This is a genomic window from Rhodococcus sp. WY5, assembly GCF_018588185.1.
GTDB classification, from domain to species: Bacteria; Actinomycetota; Actinomycetes; order Mycobacteriales; family Mycobacteriaceae; genus Rhodococcus_F; species Rhodococcus_F qingshengii.
This window is the reverse complement of sequence record NZ_JAAMPR010000001.1, coordinates 155,369-170,863: the sequence shown is the minus strand read 5'-3', so window position 1 is coordinate 170,863 and position 15,495 is coordinate 155,369. Positions and strand designations below refer to the sequence as shown.

The following is a 15,495-nucleotide window of genomic DNA, read 5'->3' as shown; positions in this document are numbered from 1 at the left end:
CTCGTGGGTCACGGCAATCGAGCCGGGTAACTCGACACACGACCGCAGAGAACCGGGAGAGCGCTTCGATGAATGCTGTGAACAGCCCAGAAACCAGTCTCGAAGGCAAGGTCGCCATCGTGACCGGTGCCGGATCGGGGCTCGGAAAGTTCGAGGCCATCGGTCTGGCGAAGGCCGGTGCGTCGTTGGTCGTCAACGATCTGGCCCCGAACGAGGCCGTCGAAGCAACGCTCGAGGAGATCCGCGGTCTCGGCGCCAAAGTCGAATTCGTGGCAGGCAACGTCGGTGAGCGTTCTACCGCCGACGCACTGATGGAAGCAGCGCAGGGGCAGTTCGGCAGTGTCGACATCGTCGTCAACAATGCCGGCGTCGTACGCGACCGGATGCTGTTCAACATGTCCGACGAAGACTGGGATCTGGTACTCGAAGTTCATCTTCGCGGCCATTTCCTCCTGTGCCGCAACGCCGCTGCCTACTGGCGGGCGAAATCCAAGGAAGCCGGGGCGCCGGTGTACGGGCGCATCGTCAACACTTCTTCGGAGGCGGGCCTTCTCGGACCGGAAGGGCAGCCCAACTACGGCGCTGCAAAAGCCGGAATCACGGCGCTGACGTTGTCGGCCGCACGTGGGCTCTCGCGCTACGGCGTTCGGGCCAACGCGATCTGCCCGCGGGCACGGACGTCGATGACCGAAGGTGTGTTCGGTGACGCGCCGGCCGACGGCATCGATCCGCTCTCGCCCGAGCATGTGGCATCGCTCGTCTCGTACCTGGCGTCACCGGCGGCCGACGCCGTCAACGGTCAGGTATTCGTGGTGTACGGACCGATGGTTGCGCTGATGGCGGCGCCCGTCGTCGAGCAGCGGTTCGACGCCGAGGGAGATTCTTGGTCGCCGGAAACGCTGTCCGCGGTGATGGGTGACTACTTCGCTGACCGTGACCCGGCAAAGATGTTCTCGGCATCGGCGGCCCTGCGCGCGTTGGGCTGATCGACGGCGCTGATTCTCGGGTGCGCGACACGTAGAACCGTTGTTCACACTCAGACGGTCTACGTGTCCACTTCCTGGTAGAAATAGCGTGTTCACGAGTCGGTGGGCGCGGCAGTTTGCCTGCGTTCTGTAACGAGACCAACGGTCTCGAAAAAACTGGACTGTGTTCCAATTTTGCATTCCTGCGAACGATGCGATATTCGATCGGCGTGCCCAGTCAAGGCTCTCGCATGGCTGAATTTCGAACCTGGCGCCGAAAGGCGCCGATCATTCAAAAGTATTAATTTCCAGGATATTTCGGCGAAAATCGCATCGAAAAGGGATGCTTCCCATGTCTCCGATCTTCCGGTTTCGGATCGGCGCCGTGAGGCTACTCCTTAGAGTTGGACACTTGTTTTTGACAGGTGAACACGTTCTAGTTAATATGACCTGAGTCACAAGCTGTCGGGGGCTGGACTATGAGAACAGACAGTACTGCGGCAACCAAGGACGAGGAGGGCGAATGGTAGACCTCGTCGAGGTGCCATTACGAGCGGTCGGTGGCTTCTTTCAGATGTCCGCCCAAACCTTGAGGGCAGTCTTCTCCCGCCCTTTCCAGCGGCAAGAGTTCATCGATCAGGCCTGGTTCGTGGCCCGAGTCTCGATGGTGCCGACGGTGCTGGTCGCAATCCCGTTCACTGTGCTGGTCAGCTTCACCATCAACATTCTCTTGCGCGAGATCGGTGCAGCCGACCTCAGCGGTGCCGGCGCTGCGCTCGGTACCGTCACACAGGTCGGCCCCATCGTCACCGTGCTGATCGTCGCCGGCGCCGGCGCAACCGCCATCTGCGCGGACCTCTCGGCCAGAACCATTCGCGAAGAGATCGACGCCATGAAGGTGCTCGGGATCAATCCGATCCACCGGTTGGTCGTTCCCCGGGTGCTCGCGTCGACGGGAGTGGCGCTGCTCCTCAACGGACTGGTCTGCACCATCGGCATCCTCGGCGGTTTCGTCTTCTCCGTGTTCATCCAGGACGTGAACCCCGGCGCGTTCGTCAACGGCATCACACTGCTCACCGGATTCGGTGAGCTCATGCTCTCCATGGTCAAAGCAGGGCTGTTCGGCATGATCGCCGGCCTGGTTGCGGCCTACCTCGGACTCAACGTCAAAGGCGGCGCCAAGAGCGTCGGTGACGCGGTCAACCAGACCGTCGTGTTCGCGTTCATGGCGCTCTTCGTCGTCAACGTGCTCATCACGACCATCGGTATCAAGTTGACGGCCGGATGAGGCCCACGGCAGTCGGAGAGATCGAAGTGGACAGAACGACAAACGACAGACGGGAGGAGATCTGATGGCGTTGGCCGCAGCGGGACGCTTCCCGCGCACACGTCGACAGATCGGCTCGATCTCTCGCAGTATCGACAGCATCGGTGATCAAGCGCTGTTCTTCGCGAAGGCTCTCGGTCACGCTCCCAAGGCGCTGATGCGCTATCCACGTGAAACTCTGCGACTGATCGCCGAGATCAGCATGGGCACCGGTGCGCTCGCCGTCATCGGTGGCACCGTCGTGATCGTCGGATTCCTGACACTGTTCACCGGTGGCACCATCGCCGTTCAGGGCTACAGCTCGCTGGGCAACATCGGCGTCGAAGCACTGACGGGCTTCTTCGCCGCCTTCATCAACGTTCGCATCGCAGCGCCGGTCATCGCCGGAATCGGCCTCGCCGCGACCATCGGCGCCGGCTCCACCGCGCAGCTCGGTGCGATGCGCGTCTCCGAAGAGATCGACGCGCTGGAGACGATGGCGATCCCGTCGATTCCGTATCTGGTCAGCACCCGCGTCATGGCCGGCATGATCGCGATCATCCCGCTGTACTCACTGGCGGTCATCGCGTCGTTCGTCGCCAGCCGCTTTGCGACGGTGTTCCTCTACAACCAGTCCGGCGGCGTGTACGACCACTACTTCACGACCTTCCTGATACCCACGGACATACTGTGGTCGTTCGCCCAGGCGATAGTCATGGCGCTGGCCGTCATGCTCATCCACACCTACTACGGCTTCAACGCAACCGGTGGCCCGGTCGGCGTCGGTGTCGCGGTGGGTAACGCAGTGCGCGCCTCGTTGATCGCGGTCGTCACGGTCACCCTGCTCATCTCACTCGCCATCTACGGCGGGTCCGGCAACTTCAACCTGTCGGGATAGGCGGGCAAGCGATGACCGTACCCAGATGGCACAAGAAGTTGGCCGCAGCCGGCCTGGTCCTCGGACTCGTGGCGATCGTCGCCGTTGCTCTCACCATGTTCTCGGGTGGGTTCACCAAGAGCACGCCCATCACCGTGACGTCCACGCGTGCCGGCCTGGTCATGGAACCGAATGCGAAGGTGAAGTTGCGCGGAGTGCAGGTCGGCCGCGTCGAGTCGATCTCACTCGTTGGGGACCAGGCAAACCTGAAGTTGGCGATGGATCCGGGCCAGATGTCGAAGATTCCGTCGAACGCCCGGGTGGAGATCAAGACCACCACGGTGTTCGGTGCGAAGTACGTCAACATCGTGATTCCCGACGATCCGTCGACCCAGCCGATCCAGGAGGGTGCTGTCATCGCTTCGGACAGCGTCACCGTCGAGTTCAACAGTGTCTTCGAACATCTTTCGGACGTGCTCGCGAAGATCGAACCGGAAAAGCTCAACGCCACACTCGGCGCGATCTCCACTGCACTCAACGGGCGCGGCGAGTCGCTGGGTGAGGTTCTCGAGCTCGGTGACAACTATCTGAAGAAGATGAATCCGGTTCTGCCGCAGCTCCAGGAAGACTTGGTCGGCGCCGCCGATGTCACTAATCTGTACGCCGACGTGGCACCGGATCTGATGCGCATCCTCGACAATGCCACCGCGACAAGCGGATCGATCGTGGCCGAGCAGGCAAACCTCGACTTGCTGTTGCTCAACGTCACCGGCCTCGCGGACACCGGCAACGCGTTGTTGACCGACAACGAGCAGAACCTGACCACCGCCCTCGACACTCTGACCGCGACGACGACCCTGCTCGACAAGTACTCGTCGGGTCTGACGTGCTTCATCGTCGGGTTGAACGACGGTCGGATCAAGTTCGAGCCACTGGCAGGCACCGGGGACAAAGCGGCGCTGATGCTGAGTGCGAGCTTCATGTACGGCGCCGAGGCGTACCAGAATCCGCAATCTCTCCCCAAGGTCGCGGCCTCCGGTGGACCCAATTGTTATGGTCTGCCCGAATTCGATCCGAAGGTCGACGGGCATGCACCGTTCGCAGTCACCAACACCGGCAACGTGCCTTTCGTTCCCAACACCGAACTGCGCGTTACCGTGCCGACCATTTTCCAGTATCTCTTCGGTGACTCCTACGAGCAGGAAGACGGGAAGTGATGAGACCGACCACGGTCAAGCTGCTGATTTTCACCGTCGTCATGGCGGTCATCTTCGCCGGACTGGCGATCGTCTTCAGTCAGGTGCGCTTCAGCAGCAGCAACGGATTTCACGCCACTTTCTCGGACGTCTCGGGACTCAAGTCCGGCGACAAGGTACGTATCGCCGGTGTTCCGGTCGGGTCGGTCACCGGAGTGTCCATCGGTGACTCCAACCAGGCCGAGGTCGAGTTCGACGTCGACACCAAGTACTCGCTGATGAAGAGCACCAAAGCGACTGTGCGCTACGAGAACCTGGTGGGCGATCGCTACATGGAACTGCTCGAGGGCGCCGGTTCCACCGAGACGCTTTCGTCAGGTGGATCCATTCCGGTCGATCAGACGTCGCCCGCTCTCGATCTGGATCTGCTGCTCGGCGGATTCAAGCCGCTGCTTCGTTCGCTCGACCCGCAGCAGGTCAACGACCTCTCCGGGGCCCTGCTGCAGGTACTCCAGGGCCAGGGCGGAACGCTGGTTTCGTTGCTGGGAAACACCAGTTCGTTCACCAGCACGTTGGCGGACCGAGACCAGCTGATCGGGGACGTCATCACCAATCTCAACGACGTACTCGGCACCATCAACGACAAGGGCGATCAGTTCTCTACCACGATCGATCAGCTCCAGCAGTTGGTCAGTGGATTGGCGAAGGACAGTGGCCCGATCGGTAATTCGATCACCGAGATCGCCGGTGCCACGGGAGATCTCGCGTCGTTGCTGCAGGCGACACGTCCGGACATCCAGACGCTGATCGGGGAGACCAACCGAACGATGACGCAGCTGGACCTGGGCAAGGACGACATCAACACCGCTCTCGATCGTCTGCCGTCCGACTACCGGAAGCTGATCCGAGTGGGCACGTACGGAGCGTTCTTCCAGTTCTATCTGTGCGCCAACACTTTCAAGTTCTCCGGACCCGACGGGACGACGATCATCTTGCCCACGGCAGTTCAGGACACGGGAAGGTGCGCAAAAGTCTCATGACCCCAACCCGTGAACGTAATCCGGTACAGATCGGTGTCATCGGTCTCGTCCTGGCGGTGGCAACCGTCGGTGCCGCGCTTCAATACGATCAACTCCAGTTCATCAACGGTGGCATTCGCTACTCGGCGTACTTCCAAGATGCCGGCGGCCTGGTCACCGGCGACGACGTGACCATGGCCGGCGTGAAGGTCGGCAAGGTCAGCGACGTCGAACTCGACGACCAGAAGGTGTTGGTCACCTTCACCGTTCAGGACGGTGTCGCCCTGGGCGAGCAGACAGCGGCTGATATCAAGACCAACACGGTTCTCGGGCGAAAGTCGTTGGCGGTACGGCCGGAAGGATCCGGACTGTTGCGGACGGACACGCCGATTCCTATCGAGCGCACCAACTCCCCGTACTCGCTCAACGACGCTCTGGGTGACCTCGGGACAACGGTGTCCGAACTCGACACGGAACAGATCAACGATTCGCTCAACGCGATCTCGGACACGCTGGCCGATACTCCGCCCGAACTGCGCACCGCGTTGGACGGAATGACGCGGCTTTCGCAGAGCATCAACTCACGCGACGAGAGCCTGCTCCAATTGCTCTCGCGGGCCGAAGATGTCACCAAGATCCTTTCCGACAGAAGCGGTCAGATCGATTCGTTGCTGGTCGACGGCAACAAGTTGTTTGCCGAACTGAGCTTGCGGCGTGACGCGATCAGCGAACTGATCGTCAACACCGGCGCAGTCTCACGTCAACTGTCAGCGCTGGTGCAGGAGAACGAGGCTCAGATGGGGCCGACCCTCGAGAAGCTGAATTCGGTCGCCGAGGTTCTCCAGCAGAACAAGGACAACATCGCGGGAGCGCTCGACGGACTCGGACCGTACATCACCGCGCTCGGTGAGACCGTGGCCAGCGGCCCGTTCTTCGACGCCTTCATCATCAACATTCTGCCGAGCAACTGGTGGAAGACCCTGGTGGACACCAGCGTCGCGCCCGAGCAGGTTCCGGGCGACCTGGAAGACTTCTTCCCCGGTATTCCACCGACGATCAGGGGGCCGGGAGAATGACCGAGACCATGACTTCACAGGATCCACAGGGCTCCACCAACCCACGCAAGAAGTGGGTGCTGATCGGAGCGGGTGTGCTGGTCGCGCTGCTCGTCGCCGGTGCGGCCTACCTCTTCATCCCAGGCCTGGGCAAGACCAAGATCTCCGCGCACTTCGTCTCGACCACCGGTCTCTACGAGGGCGATGTCGTGCGAGTGCTCGGTGTCAACGTCGGCAAGGTGACCAAGATCGAACCGCGTGATCGGGACACCTACGTCGAGATGAAGATCGATTCGAGCGTCGACGTTCCGGCAGATGCCAAGGCGCTCATCGTTGCTCAAAGCCTCGTGTCCGCACGCTTCGTGCAATTGACCCCCGTGTACTCCGGCGGGGAACAGATGCCCAACGGCGGCGAGATCCCGATCGAGCGCACCGCCGTTCCGGTGGAGTGGGACGAGATCAAGACCGAACTGACCAAACTGTCGGACGCACTCGGACCGGAGGGTCTGGACGATCAGGGTTCCCTCGGTCGATTCATCGACACCGTGGGAACGAACCTCGACGGTAACGGTGAGTCGATTCGGTCGACGCTGCGCGAACTCTCGGCCACGATGCACACGCTGTCCGAAGGCCGGACCGATTTGTTCTCCACCATTCGGAACCTGCAGGCGTTTGTCACTGCGTTGTCCTCGAGCAACGAGCAGATCGTGCAGTTCAGCGGTCACCTCGCTTCGGTGACAAGCGTTCTCGCAAGCAGCTCCGACGAGTTGGGTACAGCCCTCAGTGATCTCGACCTGGCCGTCGGCGACGTCCAGCGGTTCGTCAAGGACAACAGCGAGGGACTGAGCGAATCGGTTGCGCGTCTCGCCGATGCCACTCAGGTACTGACGGACAAGCGCCCGGAGATCGAGCAGGTTCTGCACTCCGGACCGACGTCGCTTGCCAACTTCTATCAGATCTACAAGCCGGCTCAGGGCAGTATGACCGGCGCAATTGCACTGAGTAACTTCAAGAATCCGATCCAGTGGATCTGTGGTTCCATCGAAGGTATCGAGAGTGGTAACTCCCAGAACAGTGCCGACCTGTGTAAGCAGTACCTCGGGCCGGTGCTCAGCACGATGATCGGCAACTACCCCGGATTCCTGTTCAACCCGGTCGCGGGCGTGCAGGCTTTCCCGGATCAGATCGTCTACACCGAACCGGGATTGGAAGCGGCAAGTCAGAATCAGCCGGAAACCGTCGCAGGACCGATGTCGGGTGCTCCCATGACGAGTGTTCCCAAGGATCTCGCCGAACTCTTCAACATGGGCGGAGGGAACTGATGCGGGTAGCTCGCAAGACCACGGTTGCGGTGTTGGCCACGGCAGTGGCTCTCGGCGCCAGCGGTTGTGAATGGAACGGTCTCAACTCGGTGCCGATGCCAGGCACTCAAGGCCGGGGCGAAGGCGCATACGAGGTTCAGATCGAGATGCCGAACGTGACTACGCTGTCGCAGAATTCGCCCGTCCGGGTGGATGACGTGGCAGTGGGAAGCGTTTCGAACATCGAGGTTCAAGGCTGGCACGCTCTGGTGACGGTGTCGCTGAATCCCGAGGTTCAGTTGCCGGCCAACGCGACGGCAAAAATCGGTCAGACCAGCTTGCTCGGCTCTCAGCACATCGAGTTGGCGCCGCCGGTTGGAGAAGAGCCCGAGGGCCGACTCGAAGCCGGTGACCTGATTCCGATCGAGCGGGCGGGCGCTTACCCGACGACGGAACAGACGCTGTCGTCGCTGTCGGTGGTACTGAACGGCGGCGGTCTCGCTCAGGTTCAGGACATCACGAAGGAACTCAACGCCGCTCTCGGTGGGCGTGAAGATTCCGTTCGAGACCTCCTGCCTCAGCTCGATCAGCTGGTCGGAAGTCTGGACAAGCAACGAGGCGACATCGTTTCGGCGATGGAAGGACTCGATCGACTGTCCTCGACCGTCCAGGCACAGCACGACACCTTGAACAAAGCGCTCGAAGGTATTCCGCCGGCACTCGAGATTCTTGTCGCTCAGCGTCAGGACATAACCAACGCGTTGACCTCCCTCGGTGGTCTCAGCGAGGTGGCGAGCCGTGTCATCCAGGAGAGCGGCGACGATTTCGCGACCAACGTTCGGGCTCTTTCGCCGACTCTGAAGGCCTTGGCGGATTCCGGTAACGCTCTCACTCAGGTTCTCGGAGTCCTCTTGACGTTCCCGTTCCCACAGAACGGAATCGACAACGTCATCCGCGGTGACTATGCCAACCTGGCGATGACCATCGACATCTCGCTGCCCCGACTCGACGCGAACTTCCTCACCGGAACTCCGTTGGCCGGAACACTCTCCGGCCCGGAAGGTGTGTTGGGTAAGCAGGCCGGGCTCGCCGGACAGACAGGCAACCCGTTGAGCGATCCGCTCAAGCCTGCCGCACCGCCGGCCCAAGCTCCCGCCGGACAGGCTCCCGCTGCGCAGGCCCCGGCAGCGGATCCGAATACCATTCAGATTCCGGGACTTCCGCCGATCAACATTCCAGGACTTCCTCAGGGGGCACCGGCACCATGATGCTCACAAAGTTCGTCCGCATCCAGCTCATCATCTTCGCCGTCTTGACGGTCGTCGGTTTGATAGTGATGGCCACTCAGTACGTGCGTGTTCCCGCTATGGTCGGTATCGGCCGATACGACGTCACCGTCGAATTGCCCGCCACCGGTGGGCTGTACAAGAACTCGAATGTCACCTACCGCGGTCAGACCATCGGCGTCGTGAACGCGGTGGAGTTGTCGGAAACGGGCGTGAATGCGCGTCTGTCCCTCGAGAGCGGCGTCAAGGTGCCCTCGGACGTCGACGCTGCGGTCAAGAGTGTGTCGGCGATCGGCGAGCAGTTCGTCGATCTGATTCCGCACACCGACAGCTCCGGAGCGATCGTGGTCGACGGGCATCTGGAAAACGGATCGGTGATTCCCGAAGACCGAACCAGCATTCCGCAGGATGTCGGCGCGATGCTCGATCAGGCAGATCTGTTGCTGCAGAGCATTTCCGACACCAAGCTCAAGACTGTCATCGACGAATCCTTCAAGGCGTTCAACGGTGCCGGCCCGGATCTGCAGAAGCTGATCGACTCGGCTCGGCTGTTCGTCGAGGAGGCGAACAACAACTCCGACGCGACCAAGACCCTGATCGAGCAGGCCGGTCCACTCCTGGACACCCAGGTGGTCAGCAGCGACGCCATCCGTTCCTGGACAAGCAATCTGGTGACGTTCACCGATCAGCTCCGAGCCAGCGACCCTGATCTGCGTGCCGTCATCCAGAAGGGGCCGGCGGCAGCGGCGGAGGCGAATGCTCTTCTGCAAGACATGCAGCCGACATTGCCGATTCTTCTGGCGAACCTCGTGTCCGTCGGACAGGTCGGCGTGATCTACAACAACGCGATCGAGCAGATTCTGGTCATCTACCCGCCGCTGGCCGCGGCGCTGGTCACGGTGGCAGGCTCCGGCCCGGCTGCGGATGGTGCACTGGTGGACTTCCACATGGAGGTCAACGACCCGCCGCCGTGCACTACAGGATTCCTGCCCGCAGAGCAGTGGCGCAGTCCGAAGGACGAATCACCGATCGAGACGCCGTCGGATCTCTTCTGCCAGGTTGCCCAGGATTCGCCGATCGCCGTGCGCGGCGCGAGAAACCTTCCCTGCGAGGAGTATCCGGGACGTCGTGCGCCGACGGTCGAACAGTGCCGTTCCGGCTACGTGCCGATGGGCACGAACCCGCAATCCGGGCCTCCGGAACCGATTACCGCGACCCCGAGCTCGTACACGTCGACGCCTTCGGTCTCGGCTCGTCGGTACGATCCGATTACAGGCACGTACATCGGGCCGGACGGAAGGACGTACTCGCAACCGAACCTCGGTGGCGGCGACGTCAGTCTCGAACAGTTCATGAAGGGTCAGCAGGGTTGATGACAGACGAAGATCCACAGGCCGGGCAGCGGGTGCGCCGTCGCGCGTCCCGCAGCGCCGGACCCACGGGTGCGGATGCAGACGCTGCCGCGGTAGTAGTGCCCACCGAAAAGAAGTCGGCCGAACAGAAGCCAGCCGAGCAGAAGGCGGCCGAGCAGAAGCCGGCCGAGCAGAAGCCAGCTGAGCAGAAGGCGGCGGCGCCAGTTGCTTTGGGCAAGCCCGATACTCCACCTGAGAAGGTCGTCAGCGGTGATCAGGTCACGACCGAGGCTGAGCCGACCGGTACCGCCGAAACCCCCGCAGAAACTGCTGTGGACACCCCTGTTCGTTCGAAGCCCAAGGCCGGGCTGGTAGTCGGGATCGCCGTTGCTTCGGTGATCGCTGTTGCTCTTGCGGCCCTGACGGTGTTTCTTCTCGTCGACCGGAACAAGGCGTCCAATGCCGACGAGGACCGAGCCCGCTACGTGGCCGGTGCCCGGACCACCGCACTGAATCTGACGACACTGCACGCGGATACAGCGGCTGCCGACCTCGACAAGTTCCTCGCCGGCACCACCGACGAGTTCAAGTCGCAGTTCGACGGACGCAAGGATTCGTTTGTCAACGTCCTCGGGCAGGCCGGAGTTCAGACCGACGGCGAGGTGCTCGAAGCCGGGTTCGAGAAATCCGACGGCGATTGCGGGACTTCATTGGTCGCGGTGCGTGCGATGCAGAAGAACGGCGACGAAGCGCCCGCTGAACGCAACTACCGACTCCGAATCACCATGTGCGACGTCGACGGGCAGTTGCTTGCCTCGAATGTGGAGTTTGTGCCATGACCCCAGAAGTGAACCCCGAGACGTCCAAGCAAGTTTCGCCGAAGCCGAAGCGCGCCTCACCGCTCGCCATCATCCTGTGCGTCATCAGTGCAGTGGCCATCGCGTTGGCGGCAGTGTCGGCGTATCTCTACTTCGGTCCGGACGGAACGCGTGACACCGCAGCGATCGATCAGACCAGAGACGAAGTGGCACAGGCCTCTTCCGATCAGGCGGTAGCGATGTTCCAGTACGACTACAACAACGTCGACCAGCAGTTGCACGCGGCCACAGACGGTTTGACGGGCGATTTCCAGGGCACGTTCACCAACCTGATCGAATCGGTGATCATTCCGGGAGCCAAGGAAAAGTCGCTGACCGTTCAGGTAGTCGTCCAGGGTGCCGCGGTTCTCGACGCCGAGGCAGACAGCGCGACGACGATGCTGTTCCTCAATCAGATCACGACGTCTTCGGAATCGCCCGAAGCCGTTGCCAGTGGCAGTCGCGTGAAGATGAGTCTGGAGAAGCAGGACGGGCGTTGGCTCGTGAACAACGTCCAACCCTTCTGATCAAACACACGAAGGCTGGAGTCGGGTACGAAAGAGGCTGGGGCCGCGGAGATTCACTCTCCGCGGCCCCAGCCTTTGTGCACTGTCCTCAGTGGTCTTGTGCTTCGGCCGGGGCGATCAGCGCCGGGCCTGCGGCACCGCCGTGTGCGAGCGCGTCGAGGAACGAGCGCGCCCAGCGGTCGACGTCGTGCGTCAGGACCTGACGACGTAGCGCACGCATGTGGCGCCGGCCGTCCTCGCGCGGTTGATTGAGGGCCTTCTCCATCGAATCCTTGACGTCGTCGAGGTCGTGAGGATTGCACAGGAATGCCTGGCGGAGTTCTGCTGCGGCACCGGTGAATTCGCTGAGCAGCAATGCACCACCCAGATCACTGCGGCAGGCGACGTATTCCTTCGCGACGAGGTTCATGCCGTCACGCAGCGGCGTGACGAGCATGAGATCGGCGGCGACGAAGAACGCGACCAGTTCGTCGCGTGGGATCGGCCGATGGATGTAATGGACGACGGGGCGGCCGACTTCGCTGAACTCGCCGTTGATCCGGGAGACCTTCTGCTCGATGTCTCCGCGCATCTGTACGTAGCTTTCGACGCGTTCGCGGCTCGGGGTCGCCAGCTGCACCATGACGGTGTCGGCGGGATCGATGCGCTTCTCCATGAGAAGTTCGTGGAGCGCAGCGAGCCTGACGTCGATGCCTTTGGTGTAGTCGAGGCGGTCGACGCCCAGCATGATGTGCTTGGGGTTTCCGAGTTCTTTGCGAATCTGCTTGGCGCGGTCTCGAATTGCCTTGGTGCGCGAGAGCTCGTCGAGCTTGCCGGAGTCGATGGAGATAGGGAAGGCGCCGACGCGGACGCTACGGAAACCTACTTGCACCACACCGAGTTTGGAGCGGACGCCGACGGTTCCACGTGAAGTCTGTTGCCCGGCAAGGCGTCTGGCCAGGTACAGGAAGTTCTGTGCGCCACCCGGAAGGTGGAAGCCGATGAGGTCGGCGCCGAGGAGGCCTTCGACGATCTCGGTGCGCCACGGCATCTGCATGAACAGCTCGACCGGGGGAAACGGAATGTGCAGGAAGAAGCCGATGGTCAGGTCGGGGCGCAGCATCCGCAGCATCTTCGGTACCAACTGCAGCTGGTAGTCCTGGATCCAGACTGTCGCGCCCTGTGCCGCTGCCTTGGAGGTGGCTTCGGCGAATCGCCGGTTCACCTCGACGTAGGCGTTCCACCATTCGCGGTGGTACTCGGGTTTGACGATGACGTCGTGATAGAGCGGCCAGAGGGTGGCGTTGGAGAATCCCTCGTAGTACTCGTTGATCTCCTCGGCGCTCAGCGGCACGGGGTAGAGCTCGAGTCCGTCTTCGACGATGGGGTCGAGCTCGGCGTCCGCCACCCCCGCCCAGCCCACCCACGCGCCTTGATTGCTGCGCAGGATCGGCTCGAGAGCGGTGACCAGTCCGCCGGGGCTTCGCTTCCAGCGGGTGGTGCCGTCGGGAAGCCGTTCCAAGTCGACGGGCAGGCGGTTCGCTACGACAACGAACTCAGCCTGCCCGGACACGGCTTCACCGGTCGAAGAAGCAGGTGCGCTGTCAGAAAGGGTTGAACTGGTCGAATCCGGACTGACAGGCACGTGGTTCCTTCTCGGTCGGTGAGGGAAAGATTCAGTCGAGCTTGGCGGCGGGGGAGATACCGAGCATCGAGAGCAGCATCCTGCACTCGTCGGCATCTTCCGCGTAGGCAGCGACGACGCGCTGTGCCTGACGAGCAGTTTCGTCCGCTACGGGCTCGAGGTCCTCGTCCGCGATCTCGGTTTCGACGGTCGTGTTCTCAGCCATCATGTTCCTCTCGTGCTTGCCTGCACGGCGCAAGCAATGGTTCTTACTCGCGACTCTATGAGAACTGGGCGTGTCGACGCTAGTTGCTCATGTATTAGGGTCGACTTACTTATCTCTGTACTCAACTTTATCGCTTCCATCGATGCTTGGAGTTCCATGAGTTCGACCCCCTCGAGTGTGACCGTCGACTCGGACGAGCCGGATAGTGGCAATCACAGCGGTGCTGCGATTCTGCGACGTGTCCTCGTCCGTAACCGTGGCCCGCTCGCCATCGGCACGGTTCTGGTCTGTCTGCACCAACTGACCGAGACGGCGGTGCCGATCTCCATCGGTGTGATCATCGACCGTGCGGTGGAGACTTCGGACACCACGGCCCTGATCGTCTCCATCGTCGGTCTCGCGGCTCTCTTTCTCGTTCTGACGGCCGCCTGGCGCTTCGGCGCACGCTTCATCGTCACCGCGATGCAGCAGGAGGCTCATCGCCTCCGGCTCGAGGTGGCGCACCGCGTCCTCGATCCGCGTGGGGTGCGCACCGATCTGCGTTCGGGTGAATTGCTGACAGTCTCGACATCCGATGCCGAGCAGACTTCGTGGATCGCGGACATCGTCCCGCGCGCCGCTGCGGCCCTGACAGCTGCGGTGGCGTCGGCGGTGGCGTTGGTGTGGATCGACCTCTGGCTGGGGCTGGCCGTTCTGATCGGAACGCCGGTCATTCTCGGTCTGCTGCAATTGGCGGCGCCTCTCATCACGTCGAGGGCCACCGGCCAGCAGGCGTCGATCGCTCGGGCGTCGGCGATGGCTACGGATCTGGTCAGCGGATTGCGTCCGCTGCGCGGTATCGGCGGCGAGAAGACCGCGTCGGCGCGCTACCGCACGGTCAGCCGTCAAGCGCTCGCATCGACGATCGGCACGGCCAAGGCGACCGGTATCTACACCGGCGTTGCCGCGACCGTCAGTGCGTTGCTCGCGGTCGGTGTTGCGGGCTTCGCGGGATACTTCGCGTTGCAGGGCCGGATCACGGTCGGTGAACTGATCACCGTGGTGGGGCTTGCGCAGTTCATCATCGAACCGCTCGGCTTGCTTGCGTCCATTCCCGGATACTTCGCGGTGGCGCGAGCGTCGTCGGATCGACTGGCACTGGTCTTGGACGCGGAGCCACTGCGTGGCGCGGGTTCGCAGACCGAACTGGAAGGCACCGACCTGACTCTCGACGGAGTCGAGTACAAATCGCTCAAGGGCATCGATCTGCATCTGCCTGCCGGAGAACTGCTGGGCGTCGTGGCTTACCAACCGCAGGACGCCGACGCCCTTGTCGCGGTCCTGTCCGGTCAGCTGGCGCAGGACGCGTATCGCGGAGTGGTGAGGGTTGGCGGAATCAGCCTGTCCGACATGGACTTGCGATTGGCACGTCGGACGGTGTTGGTGGAGCCGCACATCACCGATCTGTTCTCCGGGTCGCTTGCGTCGAACGTCACCGCGGGCGCCGGTGATGCCGCTGCTCTCGACATCCAGAGTGCTCTGGTGGCGTCGGCAGCGGCGGATGTCGTCGACGCACATCCGGACGGTCTCGACCTCGAAGTGACCGATCGGGGCGCCAGTTTGTCGGGAGGCCAGCGGCAACGCGTCGCCCTCGCGCGCGCCTTGGTGGCACAGGCACCCGTGATGGTCCTGCACGATCCGACGACGGCGGTGGACGCGGTTACCGAGGCGTCGATCGCCGAAGGAATCGCAGAACTGCGGCACGAGGGTGCCGGTGGCATCCACACGACGGTATTGATCACCAGCAGCCCCGCCTTGCTGGCCGTGACGGATCGGGTGATCGTGTTGAACGACGGAGTGATCGCCTCGATCGGCACACATTCCGAACTCTCTCGCGGCGACGCGAACTACCGAGGAGCGGTGCTGCGGTGACGGCCACGGACACG

Annotated in this window: 14 protein-coding genes; 12 read left to right on the top strand and 2 right to left on the bottom strand. The window is 62.3% G+C overall.

The features are described from left to right. The first annotated feature begins 68 nt into the window (after positions 1-68). From G4D79_RS00695 to G4D79_RS00645, 11 genes are all read left to right on the top strand, one after another. Positions 69-986 (top strand): 3-oxoacyl-ACP reductase, encoded by a 918-nt coding sequence (locus tag G4D79_RS00695; protein WP_007734334.1) that lies wholly within the window; start codon positions 69-71, stop codon positions 984-986. A 502-nt stretch (positions 987-1,488) separates the two neighbouring features. Beyond that, complete coding sequence (locus G4D79_RS00690; RefSeq protein ID WP_003945687.1) at positions 1,489-2,253, top strand: ABC transporter permease; 765 nt, start codon at positions 1,489-1,491, stop codon at positions 2,251-2,253. Positions 2,254-2,317: 64 nt separating this feature from the next. Beyond that, complete coding sequence (locus G4D79_RS00685) at positions 2,318-3,169, top strand: ABC transporter permease (protein ID WP_003945759.1); 852 nt, start codon at positions 2,318-2,320, stop codon at positions 3,167-3,169. Between the two features lie 11 nt (positions 3,170-3,180). Further along, positions 3,181-4,365 carry an MCE family protein gene (locus G4D79_RS00680; RefSeq protein ID WP_050655760.1) on the top strand — a complete coding sequence of 395 codons (1,185 nt, stop codon included), beginning with the start codon at positions 3,181-3,183 and terminating at the stop codon, positions 4,363-4,365. After that, positions 4,365-5,384, top strand: coding sequence for an MCE family protein (locus tag G4D79_RS00675; RefSeq protein ID WP_054188084.1), 1,020 nt, complete (start codon positions 4,365-4,367; stop codon positions 5,382-5,384). Before G4D79_RS00680 ends, G4D79_RS00675 begins: the two co-directional genes overlap by 1 nt. Then, positions 5,381-6,439: an MCE family protein gene (locus G4D79_RS00670; RefSeq protein ID WP_054781758.1), complete on the top strand. Its 1,059-nt coding sequence runs from the start codon at positions 5,381-5,383 to the stop codon at positions 6,437-6,439. The genes G4D79_RS00675 and G4D79_RS00670 overlap by 4 nt, the downstream gene beginning before the upstream one ends. Beyond that, positions 6,436-7,740 (top strand): MCE family protein, encoded by a 1,305-nt coding sequence (locus tag G4D79_RS00665; RefSeq protein ID WP_007734341.1) that lies wholly within the window; start codon positions 6,436-6,438, stop codon positions 7,738-7,740. Before G4D79_RS00670 ends, G4D79_RS00665 begins: the two co-directional genes overlap by 4 nt. Further along, positions 7,740-8,987 carry an MCE family protein gene (locus G4D79_RS00660; RefSeq protein ID WP_007734342.1) on the top strand — a complete coding sequence of 416 codons (1,248 nt, stop codon included), beginning with the start codon at positions 7,740-7,742 and terminating at the stop codon, positions 8,985-8,987. Before G4D79_RS00665 ends, G4D79_RS00660 begins: the two co-directional genes overlap by 1 nt. After that, entirely contained in the window at positions 8,984-10,378 is a 1,395-nt protein-coding gene (locus tag G4D79_RS00655) for an MCE family protein (RefSeq protein ID WP_020906318.1), read from the top strand. Before G4D79_RS00660 ends, G4D79_RS00655 begins: the two co-directional genes overlap by 4 nt. Then, the gene (locus G4D79_RS00650) at positions 10,378-11,196 is read left to right on the top strand and encodes a hypothetical protein (protein WP_083059395.1); all 819 of its coding nucleotides are present in this window, start codon (positions 10,378-10,380) and stop codon (positions 11,194-11,196) included. The genes G4D79_RS00655 and G4D79_RS00650 overlap by 1 nt, the downstream gene beginning before the upstream one ends. After that, positions 11,193-11,741 (top strand): hypothetical protein, encoded by a 549-nt coding sequence (locus G4D79_RS00645; protein WP_007734345.1) that lies wholly within the window; start codon positions 11,193-11,195, stop codon positions 11,739-11,741. The genes G4D79_RS00650 and G4D79_RS00645 overlap by 4 nt, the downstream gene beginning before the upstream one ends. A gap of 88 nt (positions 11,742-11,829) precedes the next feature. Here the strand turns inward: G4D79_RS00645 and G4D79_RS00640 are convergent, their stop codons facing one another. Further along, positions 11,830-13,293: a trehalose-6-phosphate synthase gene (locus G4D79_RS00640; protein ID WP_085989962.1), complete on the bottom strand. Its 1,464-nt coding sequence runs from the start codon at positions 13,291-13,293 to the stop codon at positions 11,830-11,832. 103 nt (positions 13,294-13,396) lie between these two features. After that, positions 13,397-13,570 (bottom strand): hypothetical protein, encoded by a 174-nt coding sequence (locus tag G4D79_RS00635; RefSeq protein WP_164490548.1) that lies wholly within the window; start codon positions 13,568-13,570, stop codon positions 13,397-13,399. Positions 13,571-13,726: 156 nt separating this feature from the next. Between G4D79_RS00635 and G4D79_RS00630 the strand changes: the two genes are divergently transcribed. Continuing rightward, positions 13,727-15,481 carry an ABC transporter ATP-binding protein gene (locus tag G4D79_RS00630; protein WP_099697019.1) on the top strand — a complete coding sequence of 585 codons (1,755 nt, stop codon included), beginning with the start codon at positions 13,727-13,729 and terminating at the stop codon, positions 15,479-15,481. Positions 15,482-15,495: the final 14 nt, after the last annotated feature.